The organism is Massilia sp. BKSP1R2A-1 (assembly GCF_050586525.1).
Classification (GTDB): Bacteria; Pseudomonadota; Gammaproteobacteria; order Burkholderiales; family Burkholderiaceae_D; genus Telluria.
This window is the reverse complement of record NZ_JBOBRE010000005.1, coordinates 307,434-328,388: the sequence shown is the minus strand read 5'-3', so window position 1 is coordinate 328,388 and position 20,955 is coordinate 307,434. Positions and strand designations below refer to the sequence as shown.

The window sequence follows — 20,955 nt, the reverse complement described above, 5'->3', positions numbered from 1 at the left end:
TTGTAACGAAATGCAAGAAGTTGGCCTTGTTGACACATATGTATCTAGGTTTTTAAGACGTGCTTAAGTAAAACGCCCCGGCGAGCGGGGCGCTTGCACGTTGGCGCGGTGACGGCTCAGACTGCTTCCGCTTCGATCTTGCGGGCCAGGTCCGGGCGGGTCGGACGCAGCGCATCGGTCAGCTCCGAGATCGTGGTGCCGCAACCGAAGACCAGCACGTCGCCGGACTGGCACAGCGACAGGCCGTGCTGGATCGCGCGGTGCGACTGCAGCACCACGGTGAGCGCGTCCTGGGCGATCCTGCCGAGCTGCGCGCCGCGCACCAGCAGCGAGGCGGTTTCGCCCTCGGCACGGCCGCGGTTCTCGGTCTCGAACACCACCAGGTCGTCGAAGCCGGCGGCGCAGGTGCGGCCGATGTCGATCAGGTCGGCGTCGCGGCGGTCGCCCGGCGCCGCGACTACACCCACCAGGCGACCGGCGCTCATGGCGCGTGCGCTCTCGGCCAGCGCAGCGTACGCGGCGCAGTTGTGGGCATAGTCGACAATCACCGTCACGCCGTCAACGTCGAACACGTTCGAGCGCATCGGGTTGTGCTTGGCGTCCGAGACGAAGCCGCGCAGGCCGTCGGCGATCTCGTGGTTGCCGAAGCCGTGGGCAATCAGCGCCGCCGCCGCGGCCAGGGCGTTGGCGATGTTGTAGCGCGCGGCGCCGCCGAGGGATACCGGCATCTGGCGGGCGTCGAGCAGGGCTTCGTGGCGCGCGCCGTTGGCCAGCACCAGGCTCATTTTCTGCTGACTGTCCTGCAGGTAGACGGCGCGGCCGCCGTTTTCCAGGTGGCGCAGCAGCGTCGGATTGTCGGCGTCGAGCGAGAAGTAGATGACTTCCACGCCATCGCGCAGGCTGGCGGCCATGGAGACGCAATAGTCGTCCTCGGCATTGAGCACGACTGCGCGCGAGGCGCGCTGCGCCACCACCGCCTTCACCCTGGCCAGGTCGTCGAGCGTCTCGACGCCGTCCAGGCCCAGGTGGTCGCTCGAGACGTTCAGCACCACCGACACGTCCACGCGGTCGTAGGCCAGGCCGCGCTTGAGGATGCCGCCGCGCGCCGTTTCCAGCACGGCGAAGTCGACCCCCGGGTCGGACAGGACGCTGCGCGCCGAATGGTAGCCGGTGCAGTCGCCCTTCGTCGTGAGCACGCCGTCCACGTAGACGCCCTCGGTGGTGGTCACGCCGGTGCGCAGGCCCGCCCTGCGGGTGGCATGGGCGATCAGCAGGGACGTCGTGGTCTTGCCGTTGGTGCCGGTGATGGCCACCGTCGGGATGCGGCCGTCGCAGTCGCCGAACAGGGCGTCGACGATGGCGGCGCCGGCGTCACGCGGGGTGCCGCGGCTCGGATACTGGTGCATGCGGATGCCGGGCGCGGCGTTCACTTCGATGATGCCGCCATGCTGCTCGCGCAAGGGTTTCGAGATGTCCTGGCAGACGATGTCGATGCCGGCGATGTCCAGGCCGATCGTGCGGGCGGCGCGGATGCAGATGTCGCGGGTTTCTTCCGGCAGCAGGTCGGTCACGTCTTCGGCGGTGCCGCCGGTGGACAGGTTGGCGTTGCCGCGCAGGTCGGCGCTGACGCCGGCGGCCAGCACCGTGTCGAAGCCGTAGCCCTGCTTGGCGAGGGTCTCCTCGGCCAGCGCGTCCATCGGGATCTTGGTGAGGATGTTGGTATGGCCTTCGCCGCGCGCCGGGTTGCGGTTCTCGATCTCGACCAGCTCGCGGATGCTCTTGTGGCCGTCGCCCGTCACGCAGGGCGGGCGGCGCCAGGAGGCGGCGGCGATCTTCCTGCCCGTGACGAGCACGCGGTAGTCGCGGCCCGCCAGGTGTTCCTCGACAATCACGTGGCGGCCGTACTTCTTCGCATGGGCGAAGGCGCGCGCGACCTCCTCGGGCGTGGCGCAGTTGGTGGTCACGCCCTTGCCCTGGTTGGCGTCGAGGGGCTTGATGCAGGCCGGGCCGCGCAGGCGCTTGGCCACGCGCAGCGCTTCGGCTTCCGACGTGACGGTGGCACCGTCCGGGACCGGCACGCCGGCCTGTTCGAGCAGGGTCTTGGTCAGCTGCTTGTCGCTGGCGATGCCGACGGCGATGGAGTTGGTGGCGGAGGTGATGGTCGCCTGCAGGCGCTTCTGGCGGCTGCCCCAGCCGAGCTGGAATAGATTCGCTTCCGCAGTCAGCCGCTGCGCGGGAATGCCGCGGCGGATCGCGGCCTGGACCACGGCGCCGGTACTGGTGCCGATCGCGTGGCGCTCGGCTAGTTCGTGCAGCTGGGCGACGGCATCGTGCAGGTCGAAGGGACGGTCCTCGGCGACGGCGCGCACCAGTTCCAGGCCGGTGCGCAGTGCTTCCACGACCAGCTGCTCGATCGCATAGCCGCAGACCACGCGGCGCATGCGCGGCGCACCCGGCACGGCCAGGGTGGCGCCGGTGGCGCCGGGCGCGCCGGCCAGGCGCTGCAGTTCCATCACGACCGGTTCCAGGGCTTCGACCAGCAGGGCCTCGTCGGCCAGGCGCACCGCGGCGTCCGGCGGTAGGTCGGGCAGGAGGGCGAAGAGGCGGGCGGCGAAGCCGGGGGACTTGGTCGCGGCGTCATCGACGACCGCCATCAGGCAGGGACTGTCGGCATACAGGTTGGGGCCGCGTAGCAGGCGTTGTTCCTTGAGTCTCATTGGATCGGGTTCCGTTTCGTTACATTTTCCAAAAAATCGAGCAGCGGCGGCGGCAGTCCCTTGCCGGGGTCCAGGGCGGCGGGGAGCTGGTAGCTGGAACCGGCCGGCAGCAGGTGCAGGCGCACGTCGATCAGCTCCGGGGTGTCGCGGTCCTTGATGTCGGCCACATTGGTGATCATGGTGCGGCCGTCGACGATGGTGACGGCGCCCTGGCCGAGCACCTCGATGCCGACGCCGCGCTCGACCACCAGGGCGGTATCCTCGTCGATCCCGATGCCCTGCAAATAAGGGTTCTGCGCGACCACGGTCAGCAGGCGCGACAGGCGCTGGCGTTCCGAGAAGTGCTGGTCGATGACGACGCGGTGCAGGAAGCCCAGGCCCGCGCCGAGGCTGACCGAGCCTTTTTCCGGATGCAGCTCGACACGTCCCTGGGCCAGCATGTGGCCGGACATGGCCGAGGCGCCGGCGCTGGTGCCGCCGATGGTCGCGCCGCGCACCTTGAGGGCGACGTGCATCTCCGCGTCGAGGGCGGTGCCGCCCAGCAGGGCGAGCAGACGCTTCTGGTCGCCTCCGGTCATGAAGATGCCGTCGGCCTCGGCGACCTGGCGCACGAATTCCTCGCTGTTGGCCTCCTGGCGGCTGGTGATTTCCAGGTGGTTGCGGCGGGTGACGCCAAGGGCGCCGAAGGCGCTGTCGTACATGCTCCACATATCGTCGGGCACCGTGCTGGCCGCCGTGATCACGAGGATGTTGGCGTCCGGCCCGCCGGAGAGTTCGACGAAGCGCGAGAGGATCTCCATTTCGCGCTTGCGGTCTTCGTGGCCGCCGATGATCACCAGGTGGCCGTTCTTCTGCTGCTTGTCGGTGTCGCTCATCGCTGGGTCATCCTGGAATGGGGCATGGCTTGGTTGGCGTAGGCGCCGGCCTCGGTCTTCGTCACACCGATCAGGCCGATGTCGACGTCCTTGTCGAACAGATCGACGCCGCGCCGCAGCGCCTGTTCCAGCGCCATGCCCTGTTCCAGCCAGCCGTAGACGGTGCGCGCGAGCAGGTGGCGGATGATGTGTTCGCCAATGCCGGTGGCCGCGATGGCGCCCAGCGAGCCGCAATAGAAGCCGCAGCCGATGATGGGGCTGTCGCCCACGCGGCCCAGCAGGCGCGGCGCCGAGCCGCCGCTGGAGCAGGCCACGGCGAAGTGGCCGTCCGGCCCGCGCACCACGGCGCCGACCGTGTCGCAGGCTTTCGATATCGGCAGCTGCAGCGGGGTCTTGTAGTTCCAGAAGCGGTCGAACAGGCGGTTGTCGATACCCGGCATGAGGGGTACCGAGCCGGCTAGCTCCTTCATGATTTGCCGGTGTTCGCTGCGCTGGTGGTCGGAGATCGGTTCGCTGGCAGGCATGCCGAGGCTGCGTGCGAACTGCTGGGCGCCTTCGCCGGCCAGCATCACATGCGGCGTGTCGGCAATGGCGCGCGCCAGGCGCACCGGGTTCTTCACGTCGCGCACGCAGGCGACCGTACCGAGGTGGCCGCGGGTGTCCATGATCGAGGCGTCCATTTCGATGGTGGCGCCGTCCAGGCCGAGCGAGGAGCCGCTGCCGGCGTTGAAGCGGCCGTCGTCCTCGAGGGTAGCGACGGCGATGATGGCGGCGTCGAGGGCGTTGCCGTTGGCTTCCAGCTGTCCGAGTGCGCGGCGCGCCGCCAGCACGCAGCCGTCTTCGTTGTCCGTCGAGGAACCGACGCCGCCATGCACGACGACCGCGCCGGCTTGCTGATTGATGCTCATGTAGTCCTGGATCCTTGTTCTTGTGCTTGTAAAAATGCTCAGCCCCGTTGTCACGGAGTCAATGCCGAGATTATCCGGTGTGGGAGCCACGCCCCATATCGGTACCCTTGCCGTGCTTGTGTAAGAGCTTGCTTACAGGGATCTTCCAGGGCCCGGATAGAGAAGGGAGGCGCCGCGCAAGGCGCGCCGCAGGGCGCGCACGAGATCGAGCCGTGCGGAGGGTGTCAGAAAACGCCCGATCTCGACGCGCACGCCACGCGCTTCGATCTGCACGAGGGTGCGCATGCCGGCGTCCGCCAGGCTCACGCGCGCGTGCGAGGGGTCGAGGCGTACGGCGTGCCTGCGCAGGCCGTCGGCACGTTCGACCAGCAGGCAGCCGTCTTCCAGCAGGACCCGTTCGTGGTCGAGGGCGTGGCGGCAGTAATGGAGCAGGGCGGCGCCCACCGCCGCCGCTTCGACCAGGGCAAAGGCGAGCACCATCCAGGCGCCCTGGAAGGTGAACAGGATCGCGATCCCGAGCGTCGCCGTGCACAGCAGGGCATAGACCAGCAGCGCCTGCCGCGGGCTCAGGGAGCAATTGCGCTTCATCAGCCATTCGGCTGGAAGCGGCGAATCGGTGCCGATGGGTGTGTCCATGCCTGGCGCTCGTGGTGAATGAGGCAATATTGACCGTGTGCTTTGCCAAGTTTGCCACAGGGCGGAAAAACGCCACGCCCGGCGTGTCGGCAGAGCCCGTTATCTGTTACCATGTCGCCCCTTCCAAACCTCCGATCGTAATAAGGCTTCGTATGGCGCGCGCTTGCGGCGTTGACTTCGGCACGTCCAATTCCACCGTCGGCTGGCTCGCCGGCGACAGCTATTCCGGCGCCGGCCAGTCCCTCCTGAACCTGGAAGACGGCAAGGCGACCCTGCCGTCGGTGGTGTTCTTCAACGCCGACGACGAGCAGGTGACGTATGGCCGGGCCGCGCTGGCCGAATACCTCGAAGGCTACGAGGGGCGCCTGATGCGCTCCCTGAAAAGCCTGCTCGGCACCAGCCTGATCGACGGCCAGACCGAAGTCGCCGGCCGCGCACTGCCCTTCAAGGCCCTGCTCGGGCAGTTCATCGGCGAGGTCAAGCGCCGCGCCGAGGGGCAGGCCGGGCGGGAGTTCGAGAGCGCCGTGTTCGGCCGTCCGGTCTTCTTCATCGACGAGGATCCGGATGCCGACCGCCGCGCCCAGGACACGCTCGAGGAAGTCGCGCGCTCGGTGGGCTTCCGCGACGTCGCCTTCCAGTACGAACCGATCGCCGCGGCCTTCGACTACGAGTCGCGCATCGAGCGCGAAGAGCTGGTCCTGATCGCCGACATCGGCGGCGGCACCTCGGACTTCTCGCTGGTGCGTCTCGGACCCGACCGCGCCGGGCGCATCGAGCGGCGCGAGGACATCCTTGCCAACGGCGGCGTGCACATCGGCGGCACCGACTTCGACAAGTACCTGAGCCTGTCCAGTGTGATGCCGCTGCTCGGCCACGGCTCCACCATGCTGTCGGGCGCCGCGATCCCGTCCAGCTACTACTTCAACCTCGCCACCTGGCACACGATCAACCAGGCATACACGCGCAAGAGCATCGCCCAGCTGGCCGACCTGGTGCGCGACGCGAAGGAGCCAGCGAAACTCACGCGCCTGCAGAAGCTGATCGACGAGCGCGCCGGGCACTGGCTGGCGATCCAGGTGGAGGCGGCCAAGATCGGGCTGTCGGCCAGTCCCGACGTCACCATGGAACTCGACCGCCTGTCGCCGCCCGAGCAGCTGCTCGTCACGCGCGCGCAGTTCGAGGCGGCGATCGCCGGCCTGGTCGACCAGGTCGGCGCCACCGTTACGCGCCTGTTCAGCGAGGCAGGCGTGGAACCGGATGCGGTCGACACGGTCTTCTTTACCGGCGGTTCGAGCGGCGTGTCGCTGCTGCGCGAACGCATCGCAGCGCTGCTGCCGCGCGCCAGCAAGGTCGAGGGCGACCTGTTCGGCAGCATCGGCGCGGGTCTCGCGCTCGATGCGCTGCGCCGATTTGGTTGAGGCAGATAGAGCAGATAAAGCAGAGGAAAACCATGAGTGTATTTGAACGCCCGATCGTGATGCTCGACTTCGAGACCACCGGCCTGTCGCCCGATGCGGGCGACCGCATCACCGAAGTCGCGGCCCTGCGCATCGTCGGCGGCGAGATCCGCGAACGCTACGTCTCGCTGGTGAACTGCGGGGTGCGCATTCCCTCCTTCATCACGCAGCTGACCGGCATCACCCAGGACATGGTCGATACCGCGCCGCCCAGCCAGCGCGTGGTGGCCGAGCTGCTCGACTTCATCGGCGGCGACATGCTGGCCGCCCACAATGCCAGCTTCGACGAGAAATTCCTGAAGGCCGAGGGCTGGCGCATCGGCCGCCCGACCGGCCACTGCGGCCTGGTCTGCTCGCTGAAGCTGGCGCGCCGCCTCTACCCGGGCCTGCCGAGCTACAAGCTCGGCAACCTGTCGAGCCGTCTCGGCATCGTCTTCCGCGGCACCGCCCACCGGGCCGAGGCCGACGCCGAGGTCTCGGCAGAGGTGCTGCTGCATGCGGCGCGTCACCTGGGCACCAACCACGGCCTGCAGCAGGTCGCGCCCGACCTGCTGGTGTCGATCAACAAACTGGCTGCGGCCAAGGTGCCCGTCTTCCTCGATAAATACGCGAGCCTCGAGCGCGAACGGCGCCTGGCCGCCGCCTGAGCGGGCGCTGACACAGGGATTTAAAAAATCCCACAAGGCCTATTCGGATCGCATTACGATGCGGCCACCATGCTCCGCCGTCCACTCTGCCGCGTGATCCTGTCGCTCCTGCTGCTGCTTGCGCAGCAGCTGGCGATCTCGCACGAAGGGTCAGCCGGCGAGGATGGTAATCCGCGCGGCCTACCAGGACCCGCGCGCCTTGCAATGGCTGTCCGGACGCGCCGGTATTCCGGCGGTGGCGCTGCCGTACACCGTCGGCGCCGACGCCCAGTCGGGCACGCTGTTCGCGCTGTTCGACACCACGGTGGCGCGCCTGCTCGCCGCGAACGCGGGGGCGAAGTGAGCATGGACGGATTCGACTTCCTGATCGTGCTGCCGGCCTTCCTGGCCGGTTTACTGGTGCTGGCCACCCGCATCCCGCTCGGCGCCCAGGTGCTCAGGCGCGGCATTGTCTTCATCGACCTCGCCATTGCCCAGATCGCGGCAGCTGGCGGCCGGCGTGGCGGCCGTGCTGGGCGCCTTGCTGCTGACCTGGACCGAGCGCCGCTGGCCCGACGTGCAGGAAGCCCAGATCGGGGTGCTGTTCGTGCTGGCGGCGACCGCCGGCCTGTTGCTGGTCGCGCACGATCCCCATGGCGGCGAGCACATGCAGGACCTGCTGGCCGGGCAGATCCTGTGGGTGAGCTACGGCCAGCTGGCCTTGCCGGCCCTGGGCGCTGCTGATCCTGGCCCTGCTGATGGTCCTGCGCGAACGCCGCGGGCGCCTCGGCTTCTACCTGCTGTTCGCACTGGCCGTGACCGCCTCGGTGCAGCTGGTCGGGGTCTACCTGGTCTTCGCCAGCCTGATCGTGCCGAGCCTGGCGGTGCGCCACTATCCCGAGGGCCGCAAGCTGCCCTTCGCCTACCTGGTGGGCGTGGGCGGCTACGGCATCGGCCTGGTGCTGTCTGTGATGCTCGACCTGCCCTCGGGTGCGCCGATCGTCTGGTGCCTGGCGCTGCTGTCCATCCTGGCGTACGCCTTCGGGCCGCGCCGTCCGGCCGCGCTCGCCTGAATTCCGGGCGATGCGAGCACCGGCACGCTTGCGCGGACGCAAACCGCGCGCGTGCCGCCCCCTTAAAATTTTAACAACGGCGGGACATCTGCGTGCTGCCGTGTCGATCGTTGCCGGGCGCCTCCAGGGCGGTTCCGGCGTGGAGGGGAAGGGATGAGTCGCCAGAACGCTGCCCGCGAGGGCTACGATGTCTTCCTGTGGTTCCACCCGGCCGCCGTGCGAGGCAATCCTTATGCCCAGTTCAACCTCGGCCTGCTGTACAAGCAGGGCCAGGCGGTCGAACGCAACGAGGCCTGCGCGCTCAAGTGGATGCAGCTGGCCGCCGAGAAGGGCCTGGCGGCCGCCCAGAACCATCTCGGGGCCATGTACAGCCGGGGCCAGGGCGCGCCGCGCAGCGACGATCTCGCGGCCCGCTGGTTCGGGCGCGCGGCAAGCCAGGGCGACCCATCGGCCCAGCAGAACCTCGGGCTGCTGTACCGCAAGGGCCGCGGCGTGCCGCAGTCGCACGAGGTTGCATTCGGCTGGTTCTACCGCGCCGCCGAGCAGGGCCTCGCCAGCGCCGAACACCTGCTCGGCGAGTGCTATCTGCAGGGCCTGGGCGTGCCGGTCTCCCACCCGCTCGCCATGGCCTGGTTTCGCAAGGCGGCGCGCCAGGGGCATGTCGGCGCCCAGGGCAGCCTGGCCCTGATGTACCGGCGCGGCGACGGCGTGGAGGCCGACGACGCCCAGGCCCTGTGCTGGTTCCGCCAGGCGGCCGCCCAGGGCGACCCCGTCTCCCAGCGCTACCTCGGCCTTGCCTATGCCCAGGGCCAGGGCGTGACGGCCGACCCCGCGCGCGCCGTCGCCTGGCTCGAGCGGGCCGCCATGCGCGACGACACCGAGGCCCAGTACGCCCTCGCCACCCTGCTGGCAGGCGGGCATGGCTCGGGCGACGACGAGCGCGCCCTGTCCTGGTTCCTGCGGGCGGCCACGCGCGGCCACGTCCAGGCCCAGTACTGCGCCGGCCTCATGTATTCGCTCGGACGCGGTACGGTGCGCGACCCCGCGCGCGCCTTCGAGTGGACCCAGCGCGCGGCGGAGCAGGGCGCGCCCAACGCCCAGTTCAGCCTCGGGGTCATGTACGCCCGCGGCGAGTGCGCGCCCCGCGACGAGGTCCGGGCCGCCGAATGGTACCGGCGCGCCGCCCAGCAGGGCGACGCCAGCGCCCAGAACAACCTCGGCGTCCTGTATGCCAACGGCCAGGGCGTGCCGCACGACGATACCCTCGCCACCTACTGGTACCGCCAGGCGGCCGAGCAGGGCCATGCGCTGGCCCAGTACAACCTGGGCGGCATGGTGGGCAGCGGACGCGGCGCCGAACGCGATCCCCTGCGCGCCTATATGTGGATGCTGCTCGCGGCCGGGAGCGACCACGATGGCGTCGGGACCGGCTCGCGCAGCGCCGGCAAGGCCGGCAGGCCGGGAACGGGCGGGCATTGGGGGCGTGCCCTGACCGACCGGGTCCAGGCAGGGCGGCGCCAGCGCGGCCAGGCGCCTGGGCGGTAATTTCCACCATTCAATTCGCCCGCGCCAAACGGATATTGAGCGGGTAGATACCCCCCCATGCGCCAACCTGCCGAAGCATAGGCGACCTCGGTAATTCGCGTTATGATGGCCGTCGGCAATAGCCGACCCCATGAATAATCGACCGAGACCGATATGACCCTGAGACACGTAACGCTCGTCACCCTGCTGGCTGCGGCCTTTGGCGCCAACACGGCGCTGGCGCAGAGCTGCCCCGCCAATGGCCCTTCCCTGACCTATCCGGTCGCGAAGAAGCTCGACCAGACCGACAACTATCACGGCACCACGGTAGCCGACCCTTACCGCTGGCTCGAGGACGCGAACAGCGCCGAGACCAAGGCCTGGGTGAGCGCCCAGAACACCGTGACCCAGGCTTACCTGAACCAGATCCCGCAGCGCGCGGCAATCCGCGAGCGCCTGACCAAGCTCTGGAACTACGAGCGCTACAGCGTCCCCGGCAAGGAAGGCGGCCGCTACTTCTATTCGCGCAACGACGGCCTGCAGAACCAGTCGGTGCTGTACACCCAGAAGACCCTGAGCGACACCCCGCGCGTGCTGCTCGACCCGAACACCATGTCCAGCGACGGCACCGTCGCGCTGGCCGGCGCCGCGGTCAGCCCGGACGGCAAGCTGCTGGCCTACAGCACCGCCGCCTCGGGTTCGGACTGGAACGAGATCCGCGTGCGCGACATCGAGACCGGCAAGGACATCGAAGACCACATCAAGTGGGTCAAGTTCTCCAGCACCGCCTGGACCAAGGACGGCAAGGGCTTCTTCTACAGCCGCTACGACGAGCCGAAGGAAGCGACCAAGCTGGCCGACGTGAACTACTTCCAGAAGCTTTACTTCCACCGCATCGGCACCCCGCAAAGCGCCGACACGCTGGTGTACGACCGCCCGGACCAGAAGGAATGGGGCTTCGGCGGCCACACCACCGACGACGGCCGTTACCTGATCATCACCACGACCAAGGGCACCGCGCCGAAGTACCGCGTGTCATACAAGGACCTGTCCAGGCCTGATTCGAAAGTGGTCGACCTGATCGACAACTTCGATGCCGGCTACGATTTCATCGACAACGTCGGCACGGTGTTCTATTTCAGCACAGACCGCAATGCGCCCAAGAAGCGCATCGTCGCGATCGACGTCTCCAAGCCGCAGGAATCGAACTGGAAGGAGATCGTCGCCGAGAAGGGCGAGACCCTGACCGGCGCCGACATCATCAACAACCAGCTGGTGCTCGAGTACCTGAAGGACGCCCGCGCCGTGGTGCGCGTGCATGACCTGAAGGGCAAGGCGGTGCGCGAGATCAAGCTGCCGGGCATCGGTTCGGTGGGCGGCCTGTCGGGCAAGCGCGGCGATACTGAAACCTTCTACTCCTTCACCGGCTTCACCACGCCGACCACGATCTACCGCCTGAACATGAAGACCGGCGAAAGCACCGTGTTCCGCCAGCCGAAGGTGGACTTCAATCCGGCGGACTACGAGACCCGCCAGCAGTTCTACACCTCGAAGGACGGCACCAAGGTCCCGATGTTCATCGTCTCCAGGACGGGCCTGAAGCTCGATGGCCAGAACCCGACCTACCTGTACGGCTACGGCGGCTTCAACATCTCGATGACCCCAGGCTTCTCGCCGGCCAACCTGGCCTGGATGGAAATGGGCGGCGTGTATGTCGTGGCCAACCTGCGCGGCGGCGGCGAGTACGGCGAAGCCTGGCACCAGGCCGGCACCAAGCTGCAGAAGCAGAACGTGTTCGACGACTTCATCGGCGCGGCCGAATGGCTGATCGCGAACAAGGTCACCTCGCCGCAAAAGCTGGCGATCGGCGGCGGTTCGAACGGCGGCCTGCTGGTGGGCGCGGCCATGACCCAGCGTCCGGAGCTGTTCGGCGCCGCGCTGCCGGCCGTGGGCGTGATGGACATGCTGCGCTTCCACAAGTTCACCATCGGCTGGGCCTGGACCTCGGACTACGGCTCGTCGGAGAACCCGGATGAGTTCAAGGCCCTGGTCAAGTACTCGCCGCTGCACAACCTGAAACCGGGCACCTGCTACCCGGCGACCATGGTGACCACGGCCGACCACGACGACCGCGTGGTCCCGGCGCACAGCTTCAAGTTCGCCGCGGCCGCCCAGGCGGCCCAGGCGGGCGCCGCGCCGGTGCTGATCCGCATCGAGACCAAGGCCGGCCACGGCGCCGGCAAGCCGACCACCAAGCAGATCGAGGAAGTGGCGGATCGCTGGGGCTTCCTGGCGCGCGAGCTGAAGGTTGGCGGTGCTGCGCCGACCGCGGTCGGTGGCAGCGAGTAAGTTCTAAGTTTGAAGTAGAACGGCCGCCTGGGTAACCAGGTGGCCGTATTAGTTTGTCGTATCAATGGGCACTACAAGGTCGATATCGTGCCATTGAGGTCTATTCGGTAGCGCTGCTTGAGTGAAGTTGGAGGGCGACTAACATTGGCTGCACTGGTAATAGCCGCTCGCTGCAATTGAAAATCATCCAATGGAGTAGCGCTCGATGTTCATACAGAACGGCTTGGCTCCCCGAAGTAGACATGCTCACTTGACCGGTTGGCTGGATCAAAGTTACATCTTAGGAAGGATTTAATACTGTCCTGCAGTGCCGTCAGACTACATTGGCGGATAAGTGTTTACTTAACCAGCATATGCTCCCATTCCGGTCCGAAAATGTTCTGTTCAGTGAGCTCACTCAGCAGTACCAATCGCTTTCAAAAACTGTCTGTCAGTTAGGCACCCGTCGTACCACTTTCGTAAAAGCATGTGTACGCGTAGTAGGTATGCGAAGCGATCCAGGTCACTACTCGCGTCCTTAGAATAAGACATATTTGCCTCAAACGTCCGTGAATAACTACTTTCTGAGTGCTCCAATAGCAAAAGCATTCTTGGTTCGTCACGCGAGAATTTCCCGTCGATCCTCCCGCCGTTCATTAGCGTAAAAGAGACCTCAGAGCTCGTTCCTGCTAAGGGAATTGCAGCTTCTACGACGCTCACGAACGCTGCAACCAAGTCAAAGTAAACTTCAACATCTTCGAGCACAGGCGCTTCATAGTGGTGCTCGAGTCTATTTCGAAGAGCATTGAGTTTCTCAATCGACCGCGAGCGGAATATTCCAGACTTCTTAAGCAGGCCTAGCTTTCTGTCGACCCCTAACCGCTTACGTCGATAAAACTGATCCAAATTTAGAACGTGTAGAAAATGGTCTAATTGGCAGTCAACCGCGCGCTTCAGGTTAGAAGTCGCATTAACCAGAGTATGTGTGGATATGCCAGCGTTCAAATCTGCTTCCGCGAAATCTAGGAAGTCGCGCGGTCCAAGTTCGAAAGCCATTGGTTTGGGCCAGGAACCACCTCCACCATCTAGGTCAATCTCGTCAATATGACAATTGAAGAACTTGGATATCTCTTCCTGCATCTGTGCAACGACAGGGGCTGGGGTCATTAATGGGAACTCCGAGATTGTTTTTTGCTTTGTCTTACCGCTGTACTACGACTAGGAGCGCTTTCGCTTCTGCTTTGCCGGCATTTCGGATCACATGGTCGTAATCCGCCGGATAGCGCGCGGTGCCGCCATGCTTGATCTTCTTCTTCTCCGTGCCCACTTCCAGCTCGATCGTGCCAGTAATGACGGTCAGGTGCTCCTTGGTCCCCGGATCGTGGGCCTGCGAGGCCATCTCGCCGCCAGGCGCCAGGGTCAGCTCGTACCATTCGTACTTGCCCGCCAGGTCCATCGGGCCCAGGATGCGCAGGGAGTAGCCGGCGTGCGCGCCGGGCAGGGTAGGGGTTTCGTGCGGGTCCACCACGCGGATCAGGTCCACGGCCCGCACCTCGGACGAGAGCAGCTCGCCAATCTCAACGCCCAGGGCATTGGCGAGGCGCCAGGTGATGGCGATGGTGGGATTGGCCTTTTCGCGCTCGATCTGGGACAGCATCGACTTGGACACCCCCGCGATACGCGACAAATCTTCAAGGGTCAGGCCCCTGGCCAGGCGCAGCCGCTGTAGCGTGGCGCCAACTTCGGGTGGAGCGTTATTTGTTAGAGTCTTGGTCATGACCTGAATATGCTTATAGCTTTGCTTGCCAAGTTCATTAGCCGGGGGTAATATTCAATATATTGAATTTTCGTTCGACATACAGAACTTGGTTTTTAAATCGAACGAGTCAACGATACGACATCCGCCAAGCGCCGGTCAAGCCGGCGTCGATCAACCGAGACCTGGGAGTGGGAACAACATGAGCGATCAAGCATTTTACAGCGGCCTGCAATCGAAACTCGAGACGCTGCGTACCGAGGGCCTCTTCAAGCCGGAGCGCGTGATCGCTTCGCGCCAGGGTTCCGAGGTGGTCTCCCAGGATGGCCGTACCTTGATCAATATGTGCGCCAACAACTACCTGGGCCTGTCCGGTGACAGGGAAACGAGCGACGCCGCCGCCGCCGCGCTGGAACAATACGGCTACGGCCTGTCCTCGGTGCGCTTCATCTGCGGCACCCAGACCGTGCACAAGGAACTGGAGCAGAAGCTCTCCGAATTCCTCGGCACCGAAGACACCATCCTGTACGCCGCGGCATTCGATGCCAACGGCGGCGTGTTCGAGCCGCTCTTCGACGAGAACGACGCCATCATCTCGGACGCCCTGAACCACGCCTCGATCATCGACGGCGTGCGCCTGTGCAAGGCCGCGCGCTACCGCTACGCCAACAACGACATGGCGGACCTGGAGAAGCAGCTGATCGCCGCCACGGAAGCAGGCAAGCGCCACAAGATCATCGTCACCGACGGCGTGTTCTCGATGGACGGCACCATCGCCCAGCTGGACAAGATCGTCGAACTGGCCGAGAAATACGGCGCGCTGACCATGATCGACGAATCGCATGCCTCGGGCTTCATGGGCAAGACCGGCCGCGGCACCCACGAGCACTGCGGCGTCATCGGCAAGATCGACATCATCACCGGCACCCTCGGCAAGGCCCTGGGCGGCGCGATGGGCGGCTTCACCTCGGGCCGCAAGGAGGTCATCGAGACCCTGCGCCAGAAGTCGCGTCCCTACCTGTTCTCGAACACCCTGGCCCCGATGATCGCCGGCGCATCCCTCGCCGTGCTGGAGCGCATCTCGAAATCGACCGCGCTGCGCGACCGCCTGCACGAGAATACCGCCTACTTCCGCAAGGAGATCGAGCGCATCGGCTTCACCATCAAGCCGGGCACCCACCCGGTGGTGCCGGTGATGCTGTTCGAGGCGCCGGTCGCGCAGAAATTCGCGGCCCGCATGTTCGAACTGGGCGTGCTGCTGTCGGGCTTCTTCTACCCGGTGGTGCCGATGGGGCAGGCGCGCGTGCGGGTGCAGCTCTCCGCCGCCCACACCCGCGAGCAGCTCGACACCGTGCTCCAGGCCTTCGAACAAGCCGGCAAAGAGCTGGGCATCCTCAAGAATCAATAAGATCGGAACAGAACAATGGAACGCATCCTCATCATCGGCGCCAATGGCCAGATCGGCAGTGAACTCGTCACCGCCCTGGCGGAGCAGCACGGCGCGCAGAACGTCATCGCCTCGGACATCGGCAGCAACAACGTCTACGGCGCGGCGCGCTACACCCAGCTCGACGTGCTGGACAAGGACCGTCTCGCCCAGCTGATCGATAGCGAAGGCATCACCCAGGTCTACCAGCTGGCAGCGCTGCTGTCCGCCACCGGCGAAAAGGCTCCGCTCAAGGCCTGGACCCTGAACATGGACGGCCTGCTGAACATCCTGGAAGTGGCGCGCGAGCGCGGTGAAGCGGGCAAGCCCCTGAAAATCTTCTGGCCTTCCTCGATCGCGGCCTTCGGCCCGAACACCCCGGCCGAATCCACCCCGCAGTACGCGGTGATGGATCCGACCTCGATCTACGGCATCAGCAAACTGGCCGGCGAGCGCCTGTGCGAGTACTACCACAGCAAGTACGGCGTGGACGTGCGTTCGATCCGCTACCCGGGCATCATCAGCTTCAAGTCGCCCCCGGGCGGCGGCACCACCGACTACGCGATCGCGATCTTCTACGCGGCGCTCAGAAACGAGACCTACGAGTGCTTCCTGGGCCCGGAGACGACCCTGCCGATGATCTACATGCCGGATGCGATCCGCGCCACCATCGAGCTGATGGATGCACCCGCGGAGAACGTCGCGATCCGCTCCTCGTACAACGTCGCGGGCGTGTCCTTCAACCCGCGCGAACTGGCGGCCGCCATCAAGAATGCGCTGCCGGAATTCGAGATCGCCTACAAGCCGGACAGCCGCCAGCAGATCGCCGACTCCTGGCCGAAGAGCCTGGACGACAGCCGGGCGAGTGCCGACTGGGGCTGGAAGGCGCGCGTCAAGCTCGAGGAGATGGTCGCCGATATGCTGAAGAACATCGACGTCGGCATCGCCGCCTGAGCGTCGACCCTGGATAGAACAATAAAAACCGGATAGTCGAGACAACACATGGATATGAGCGTTTTCGATCTTTTCAAGATCGGTATCGGCCCGTCGAGTTCCCACACCGTGGGCCCGATGGTGGCGGCGCGCCGTTTTTTGCAAGAGCGCCTGCTGGAGTGCGGTTCGCTCGAGCAGGCGGTGGGCGTCGAGGCACACCTGTATGGTTCGCTCGCGCTGACCGGCGTCGGCCACGCGACGGATAAAGCCGTGATCCTCGGCCTGATGGGCGAGACGCCGCAGGGCGTCGACCCGGACACGGTCGAGGACAAGCTGGCCGAAGCCGAGATGGACGGCAAGTTGACGCTGCTGGGCCAGAAGGAAGTCCCCTTCCAGTACCGAACCGGCCTGGTCTGGCACAAGCAGTCGACCCTGCCCGAACACCCGAACGGCATGAAGTTCATCCTGCAGCTGGCGGACGGCAGTATCATCGAACGCATCTATTATTCGGTGGGCGGCGGCTTCATCACGGCGGCCGGCGAAAGCCAGGCGCGCACGGCGGAAGCGCCCACGAGCACCGTGCCCTTCCCATTCGACACGATGGCCGAGCTGCTGGCCCAGGGCCGCGAGCACGGCCTGTCGATCCCGCACATGCTGCGCGCGAACGAGCTGGCGCGCATGGGCGAGGCGGAGCTGGACGCGGGACTGGACCGCATCTGGAAGGTGATGCACGACTGTATCGCCCACGGCCTCGTCACCGAAGGCGAGCTGCCCGGCGGGCTGAACGTCAAGCGCCGCGCGGCCAAGCTGTGGAAGCAGGCGCACTGCAACGAGGGCAAGCGCGTCAACGAGCTGCCGCACGATGCGACGCACCACGTGACCCTGTATGCGATGGCCGTCAACGAAGAGAATGCTGCCGGCGGCCGTGTCGTCACGGCGCCGACCAACGGCGCGGCGGGCATCATCCCGGCCGTGCTGCGCTATTACGCCGAGGACTGCCGTCCGAGCGACCCGGTCAAGGGCATCCGCGACTTCCTGCTCACCTCCGCCGCGATCGGCATGCTGTGCAAGAAGAACGCCTCGATCTCGGGCGCCGAGATCGGCTGCCAGGGCGAGGTCGGCGTGGCCTGCGCGATGGCGGCGGCCGGCCTGGTGGCGGCGCTGGGCGGCTCCAACGAGCGCATCGAGAACGCGGCGGAAATCGGCATCGAGCACCACCTCGGCATGACCTGCGACCCGATCGGCGGCCTGGTGCAGATTCCCTGCATCGAGCGCAACGGCATGGGCGCGATCAAGGCGATCACCGCCGCCTCGCTGGCCTTGAAGGGCGACGGCACCCACTTCGTCAGCCTCGACAACGCCATCGAGACGATGCGCCAGACCGGCGCGGACATGCAGGTGAAGTACAAGGAAACCTCGCTCGGCGGCCTGGCCGTGCACGTGGTGACTGTCAACCACGCGGCTTGCTGAGTACAGTCGAGTGTTCCCGTAGGGTGGGCGATCCTTCGCCCACGCGTTCAAATACACGGTGAGAATTGGTGCTGCGTCCCTTCGCGCGGGTGGTGAACGCGTGGGCGGAGGACCGCGGGGCCGCCTAGGCCCACCCTACGAGAGCCAAACCGATTTTTTTGCAGCACAGCATACGATCCATCTGGGCGCTATAATAAAAGTTCAACATTGGCCCCCACCGGATTCCTACCGTATGCATTACGTCTCCACCCGCGCGACCAGCGCGTCCGCAGCACGCAATCCCCAGCGTTTTTCCGACATCCTGCTAGCCGGCCTCGCTCCGGATGGCGGCCTGTATCTCCCCGAGACCTATCCGCAAGTCAGCGGCGCCGAACTCGACGCCTGGCGCAAGCTGTCCTACGCCGAACTGGCCTACGAGATCCTGCGCAAGTTTGCGACCGACATCCCCGACGAAGACCTGCGCGCCCTGACCGCGAAGACCTATACCCCCGAGGTTTACCGCAATGCACGCGCCGACGAATCGGCCGAGGACATCACCCCGCTGCGCGTGCTGGAAGACGGGGAGCAGGGCAAGCTGGTGCTGCAGGCGCTGTCGAATGGCCCGACCCTGGCCTTCAAGGACATGGCCATGCAACTGCTGGGCAATCTGTTCGAGTATGCGCTTGCAAAGAACAACGACGAGCTGAACATCTTCGGCGCGACTTCCGGCGACACCGGCAGCGCGGCCGAGTACGCGATGCGCGGCAAGCGCGGCGTGCGCGTGTTCATGCTCTCGCCCCACAAGAAGATGAGCGCCTTCCAGACCGCCCAGATGTTCAGCCTGCAGGACCCGAACATCTTCAACATCGCGGTCGAGGGCGTGTTCGACGACTGCCAGGACATGGTCAAGGCGGTCTCCAACGACCTGTCCTTCAAGGCGCGCCACAAGATCGGCACCGTCAACTCGATCAACTGGGCGCGCGTTGTCGCGCAGGTGGTGTATTACTTCCGCGGCTACCTGGCGGCCACCACCAGTAACGACCAGAAGGTGTCGTTCACGGTCCCCTCGGGGAACTTCGGCAATATCTGCGCCGGCCACATCGCCCGCATGATGGGCCTGCCGATCGACAAGCTGGTCGCCGCGACCAACGAGAACGACGTGCTCGACGAATTCTTCCGCACCGGCGTCTACCGCGTGCGCAAGCCGGCCGAGACCTATCACACCAGCAGCCCCTCGATGGACATCTCGAAGGCCTCGAACTTCGAGCGCTTCGTGTACGAGCTGGTGGGCGGCGACGCCGAGCGCACCCATGCGCTCTTCAGGAAAGTCGACACCCACGGCGGTTTCGACCTGTCCGGCGGTCCGGGCAGCGATGGCGACGAATGGAAACTGGTGGGCCAGTACGGTTTCGCCTCGGGCAAGTCGACCCACCCCGATCGCCTGGCCACCATCCGCGACGTGGCGGACGACTACGGCATCACCATCGACACCCACACGGCCGACGGCATCAAGGTCGCGCGCGAACACATGCAGCCTGGTGTGCCGATGATCGTGCTGGAAACCGCGCTGGCCGCCAAGTTCAACGAGACCATCCTCGAGGCGCTGGGCCAGGACGCCGAGCGCCCGGCCGGCTTCGAGAACATCGAGGCGTTGCCGCAGCGCTTCGTGGTCATGCGCCCCGAGGTGGACGGCATGAAGGCCTACATCGCCGAGCACACGGGGCTGTGACGATGAGGCCGCCCATGTTGTCGGTGCGCGAGGCGCTGACCCAGCTGTTGGACGCGGTGCGCCCGATCCAGGATAGCGAGGTGGTGAACACGCTCGACGCCAACGGCCGCGTGCTGGCGTTCGAGCAGCGCTCGACCATCGATGTGCCGTCCGCCGACAATACCTCGATGGACGGCTACGCGGTGCGCGCGAGCGATTGCGAGAGCGGCAGCGCGACCTTGCACGTGGCCCAGCGCATCCCGGCCGGCAGCCTCGGCGACTACCTGGCGCCGGGCACTGCCGCGCGCATCTTCACCGGTGCGCTGGTTCCGCCAGGGGCGGACGCGGTGGTCATGCAGGAGCAATGCGAACTGGTGGGCGACAGCGTCACGGTGCGCCATGCGCCGCGCCCGGGTGAATGGATCCGTCGCATCGGCGAAGACGTGTCCGCCGGCGCCGTGATCCTGCCGGCCGGCACCCGCCTGCGCAGCCAGGAAATGGGGCTTGCGGCCTCGGTGGGGCTGGCGACCTTGCCGGTGCTCCGCCGCGCGCGCGTGGCCGTGTTCTTCACTGGCGACGAGCTGGCCATGCCGGGCGAGCCCTTGAAGCCCGGCGCGATCTACAACTCGAACCGCTACACCCTGCGCGCGCTGCTCGAGAACTTCGGCTGCGAAGTCACCGACTTCGGCATCGTGCCGGATTCGCTGGAAGCCACGCGTGCGACCCTGCGCGAAGCCGCGCGCGGGCACGATCTGATCATCACCTCCGGCGGCGTGTCGGTCGGCGAGGAAGACCACATCAAGCCGGCAGTGGAAGCGGAAGGGAAGCTGAACCTGTGGCAGATCGCCGTCAAGCCGGGCAAGCCGCTGGCCTTCGGCGAAGTCGCTTCGGCGTTCTTTATCGGCCTGCCGGGCAATCCGGTGTCGAGCTTTATCACCTTCCTGCTGTTCGTTCGTCCCTTCCTGCTGCGCCTGCAGGGTGCGACCGGGCCGGTGGAGCCGCGTGGCTACACCATGCGCGCCGACTTCGCACTGCCCAAGGCCGACCGGCGCAACGAATTCCTGCGGGCGCGGGTGAATGCGGCCGGCGGGCTGGACCTGTTCCCCAACCAGAGCTCGGGCGTGCTGACCTCGACCGTATGGGGCGACGGCCTGGTCGACAATCCGCCGGGGCAGGCGATCGCCGAGGGCGACCTGGTGCGCTTCATTCCCTTCGCCGAACTCCAGCACTAGGACCAGCATGAAGATCAACGTGAAGTATTTTGCCTCCGTGCGCGAGGCGGTGGGCACGGGCCAGGAAGTGCTCGAGCTGCCGGAGAATGCATCGACGGTCGGCGCTGTGCGCAGCCTCCTGGTGTCGCGTGGCGGCGTGTGGGAAGAGGCGCTCGGCGAGCAGCGCGCCTTGCGCATGGCGTGCAAGCAGGTGATGTGCGGGCCGGAGACGGCGGTGAGCGAAGGCGCCGAAGTGGCGTTCTTCCCGCCCGTGACGGGCGGGTAGGGATGTTCCAGTCCCCTGGACTGGAACACGCTCTGCCGTCCG

Annotated in this window: 19 protein-coding genes; 12 read left to right on the top strand and 7 right to left on the bottom strand. The window is 66.1% G+C overall.

Annotation, left to right across the window (positions count from 1 at the left end):
* Positions 1 to 116 precede the first annotated feature (116 nt).
* The 4 genes from cphA to ACQ7JA_RS10660 all read right to left on the bottom strand — a co-directional run bounded on the left by cphA (position 117) and on the right by ACQ7JA_RS10660 (position 5,136).
* On the bottom strand, positions 117 to 2,717 hold the full coding sequence (cphA, locus tag ACQ7JA_RS10675; protein WP_430897377.1) for a cyanophycin synthetase: 2,601 nt from the start codon (positions 2,715 to 2,717) through the stop codon (positions 117 to 119).
* Positions 2,714 to 3,592, bottom strand: coding sequence for a cyanophycinase (locus ACQ7JA_RS10670; RefSeq protein ID WP_430897375.1), 879 nt, complete (start codon positions 3,590 to 3,592; stop codon positions 2,714 to 2,716). Before ACQ7JA_RS10670 ends, cphA begins: the two co-directional genes overlap by 4 nt.
* Positions 3,589 to 4,500 carry an isoaspartyl peptidase/L-asparaginase gene (locus tag ACQ7JA_RS10665; protein WP_430897373.1) on the bottom strand — a complete coding sequence of 304 codons (912 nt, stop codon included), beginning with the start codon at positions 4,498 to 4,500 and terminating at the stop codon, positions 3,589 to 3,591. The genes ACQ7JA_RS10670 and ACQ7JA_RS10665 overlap by 4 nt, the downstream gene beginning before the upstream one ends.
* Positions 4,501 to 4,632: 132 nt before the next feature.
* On the bottom strand, positions 4,633 to 5,136 hold the full coding sequence (locus ACQ7JA_RS10660) for a DUF2244 domain-containing protein (protein ID WP_430897371.1): 504 nt from the start codon (positions 5,134 to 5,136) through the stop codon (positions 4,633 to 4,635).
* A 152-nt stretch (positions 5,137 to 5,288) separates the two neighbouring features.
* Here ACQ7JA_RS10660 and ACQ7JA_RS10655 point away from each other — a divergent pair, with 152 nt between their 5' ends.
* From ACQ7JA_RS10655 to ACQ7JA_RS10645, 3 genes are all read left to right on the top strand, one after another.
* Complete coding sequence (locus ACQ7JA_RS10655) at positions 5,289 to 6,554, top strand: Hsp70 family protein (RefSeq protein WP_430897369.1); 1,266 nt, start codon at positions 5,289 to 5,291, stop codon at positions 6,552 to 6,554.
* A 32-nt stretch (positions 6,555 to 6,586) separates the two neighbouring features.
* Positions 6,587 to 7,240, top strand: a complete 654-nt coding sequence (locus ACQ7JA_RS10650) for a 3'-5' exonuclease (protein WP_430897367.1) — start codon at positions 6,587 to 6,589, stop codon at positions 7,238 to 7,240.
* A gap of 163 nt (positions 7,241 to 7,403) precedes the next feature.
* Positions 7,404 to 7,583, top strand: a complete 180-nt coding sequence (locus ACQ7JA_RS10645) for a hypothetical protein (RefSeq protein ID WP_430897365.1) — start codon at positions 7,404 to 7,406, stop codon at positions 7,581 to 7,583.
* 50 nt (positions 7,584 to 7,633) lie between these two features.
* On the opposite strand, the gene ACQ7JA_RS10640 is transcribed toward ACQ7JA_RS10645, so the two are convergent.
* Positions 7,634 to 7,888 carry a hypothetical protein gene (locus ACQ7JA_RS10640; RefSeq protein WP_430897363.1) on the bottom strand — a complete coding sequence of 85 codons (255 nt, stop codon included), beginning with the start codon at positions 7,886 to 7,888 and terminating at the stop codon, positions 7,634 to 7,636.
* Positions 7,889 to 7,977: 89 nt separating this feature from the next.
* Between ACQ7JA_RS10640 and ACQ7JA_RS10635 the strand changes: the two genes are divergently transcribed.
* The 3 genes from ACQ7JA_RS10635 (at position 7,978) to ACQ7JA_RS10625 (ending at position 12,165) form a co-directional block, all read left to right on the top strand.
* The gene (locus ACQ7JA_RS10635; protein ID WP_430897361.1) at positions 7,978 to 8,292 is read left to right on the top strand and encodes a metal ABC transporter permease; all 315 of its coding nucleotides are present in this window, start codon (positions 7,978 to 7,980) and stop codon (positions 8,290 to 8,292) included.
* Between the two features lie 153 nt (positions 8,293 to 8,445).
* Complete coding sequence (locus ACQ7JA_RS10630; protein WP_430897359.1) at positions 8,446 to 9,837, top strand: tetratricopeptide repeat protein; 1,392 nt, start codon at positions 8,446 to 8,448, stop codon at positions 9,835 to 9,837.
* Positions 9,838 to 9,990: 153 nt separating this feature from the next.
* Positions 9,991 to 12,165, top strand: a complete 2,175-nt coding sequence (locus tag ACQ7JA_RS10625) for a prolyl oligopeptidase family serine peptidase (protein WP_430897357.1) — start codon at positions 9,991 to 9,993, stop codon at positions 12,163 to 12,165.
* Positions 12,166 to 12,558: 393 nt separating this feature from the next.
* On the opposite strand, the gene ACQ7JA_RS10620 is transcribed toward ACQ7JA_RS10625, so the two are convergent.
* Positions 12,559 to 13,311 (bottom strand): hypothetical protein, encoded by a 753-nt coding sequence (locus tag ACQ7JA_RS10620; protein WP_430897355.1) that lies wholly within the window; start codon positions 13,309 to 13,311, stop codon positions 12,559 to 12,561.
* A gap of 34 nt (positions 13,312 to 13,345) precedes the next feature.
* Positions 13,346 to 13,921 carry a helix-turn-helix domain-containing protein gene (locus tag ACQ7JA_RS10615; protein ID WP_430897353.1) on the bottom strand — a complete coding sequence of 192 codons (576 nt, stop codon included), beginning with the start codon at positions 13,919 to 13,921 and terminating at the stop codon, positions 13,346 to 13,348.
* 181 nt (positions 13,922 to 14,102) lie between these two features.
* Here ACQ7JA_RS10615 and ACQ7JA_RS10610 point away from each other — a divergent pair, with 181 nt between their 5' ends.
* The 6 genes from ACQ7JA_RS10610 (at position 14,103) to moaD (ending at position 20,913) form a co-directional block, all read left to right on the top strand.
* Complete coding sequence (locus ACQ7JA_RS10610; protein ID WP_430897351.1) at positions 14,103 to 15,308, top strand: glycine C-acetyltransferase; 1,206 nt, start codon at positions 14,103 to 14,105, stop codon at positions 15,306 to 15,308.
* 15 nt (positions 15,309 to 15,323) lie between these two features.
* On the top strand, positions 15,324 to 16,280 hold the full coding sequence (locus tag ACQ7JA_RS10605; RefSeq protein ID WP_430897349.1) for an NAD-dependent epimerase/dehydratase family protein: 957 nt from the start codon (positions 15,324 to 15,326) through the stop codon (positions 16,278 to 16,280).
* A gap of 48 nt (positions 16,281 to 16,328) precedes the next feature.
* Positions 16,329 to 17,729: an L-serine ammonia-lyase gene (locus ACQ7JA_RS10600; protein ID WP_430897347.1), complete on the top strand. Its 1,401-nt coding sequence runs from the start codon at positions 16,329 to 16,331 to the stop codon at positions 17,727 to 17,729.
* 232 nt (positions 17,730 to 17,961) lie between these two features.
* Complete coding sequence (gene thrC, locus ACQ7JA_RS10595; RefSeq protein ID WP_430897345.1) at positions 17,962 to 19,437, top strand: threonine synthase; 1,476 nt, start codon at positions 17,962 to 17,964, stop codon at positions 19,435 to 19,437.
* Positions 19,438 to 19,451: 14 nt separating this feature from the next.
* Positions 19,452 to 20,648, top strand: coding sequence for a molybdopterin molybdotransferase MoeA (locus ACQ7JA_RS10590; protein WP_430897343.1), 1,197 nt, complete (start codon positions 19,452 to 19,454; stop codon positions 20,646 to 20,648).
* Between the two features lie 7 nt (positions 20,649 to 20,655).
* Complete coding sequence (gene moaD / locus ACQ7JA_RS10585) at positions 20,656 to 20,913, top strand: molybdopterin converting factor subunit 1 (protein WP_430897341.1); 258 nt, start codon at positions 20,656 to 20,658, stop codon at positions 20,911 to 20,913.
* The last annotated feature ends 42 nt before the right edge of the window (positions 20,914 to 20,955 follow it).

What these genes read in the sequence shown, in the direction of transcription:
- ACQ7JA_RS10640 (WP_430897363.1), bottom strand. Translation starts at nt 7,888, where the DNA reads ATGTGCTCGCCGCCATGGGGATCGTGCGCGACCAGCAACAGGCCGGCG.
- thrC (WP_430897345.1), top strand. Translation starts at nt 17,962, where the DNA reads ATGCATTACGTCTCCACCCGCGCGACCAGCGCGTCCGCAGCACGCAAT.
- ACQ7JA_RS10645 (WP_430897365.1), top strand. Translation starts at nt 7,404, where the DNA reads ATGGTAATCCGCGCGGCCTACCAGGACCCGCGCGCCTTGCAATGGCTG.
- ACQ7JA_RS10590 (WP_430897343.1), top strand. Translation starts at nt 19,452, where the DNA reads ATGTTGTCGGTGCGCGAGGCGCTGACCCAGCTGTTGGACGCGGTGCGC.
- ACQ7JA_RS10630 (WP_430897359.1), top strand. Translation starts at nt 8,446, where the DNA reads ATGAGTCGCCAGAACGCTGCCCGCGAGGGCTACGATGTCTTCCTGTGG.
- ACQ7JA_RS10660 (WP_430897371.1), bottom strand. Translation starts at nt 5,136, where the DNA reads ATGGACACACCCATCGGCACCGATTCGCCGCTTCCAGCCGAATGGCTG.
- moaD (WP_430897341.1), top strand. Translation starts at nt 20,656, where the DNA reads ATGAAGATCAACGTGAAGTATTTTGCCTCCGTGCGCGAGGCGGTGGGC.
- ACQ7JA_RS10600 (WP_430897347.1), top strand. Translation starts at nt 16,329, where the DNA reads ATGGATATGAGCGTTTTCGATCTTTTCAAGATCGGTATCGGCCCGTCG.
- ACQ7JA_RS10620 (WP_430897355.1), bottom strand. Translation starts at nt 13,311, where the DNA reads ATGACCCCAGCCCCTGTCGTTGCACAGATGCAGGAAGAGATATCCAAG.
- ACQ7JA_RS10610 (WP_430897351.1), top strand. Translation starts at nt 14,103, where the DNA reads ATGAGCGATCAAGCATTTTACAGCGGCCTGCAATCGAAACTCGAGACG.
- ACQ7JA_RS10665 (WP_430897373.1), bottom strand. Translation starts at nt 4,500, where the DNA reads ATGAGCATCAATCAGCAAGCCGGCGCGGTCGTCGTGCATGGCGGCGTC.
- ACQ7JA_RS10625 (WP_430897357.1), top strand. Translation starts at nt 9,991, where the DNA reads ATGACCCTGAGACACGTAACGCTCGTCACCCTGCTGGCTGCGGCCTTT.
- cphA (WP_430897377.1), bottom strand. Translation starts at nt 2,717, where the DNA reads ATGAGACTCAAGGAACAACGCCTGCTACGCGGCCCCAACCTGTATGCC.
- ACQ7JA_RS10615 (WP_430897353.1), bottom strand. Translation starts at nt 13,921, where the DNA reads ATGACCAAGACTCTAACAAATAACGCTCCACCCGAAGTTGGCGCCACG.
- ACQ7JA_RS10670 (WP_430897375.1), bottom strand. Translation starts at nt 3,592, where the DNA reads ATGAGCGACACCGACAAGCAGCAGAAGAACGGCCACCTGGTGATCATC.
- ACQ7JA_RS10650 (WP_430897367.1), top strand. Translation starts at nt 6,587, where the DNA reads ATGAGTGTATTTGAACGCCCGATCGTGATGCTCGACTTCGAGACCACC.
- ACQ7JA_RS10655 (WP_430897369.1), top strand. Translation starts at nt 5,289, where the DNA reads ATGGCGCGCGCTTGCGGCGTTGACTTCGGCACGTCCAATTCCACCGTC.
- ACQ7JA_RS10605 (WP_430897349.1), top strand. Translation starts at nt 15,324, where the DNA reads ATGGAACGCATCCTCATCATCGGCGCCAATGGCCAGATCGGCAGTGAA.
- ACQ7JA_RS10635 (WP_430897361.1), top strand. Translation starts at nt 7,978, where the DNA reads ATGGTCCTGCGCGAACGCCGCGGGCGCCTCGGCTTCTACCTGCTGTTC.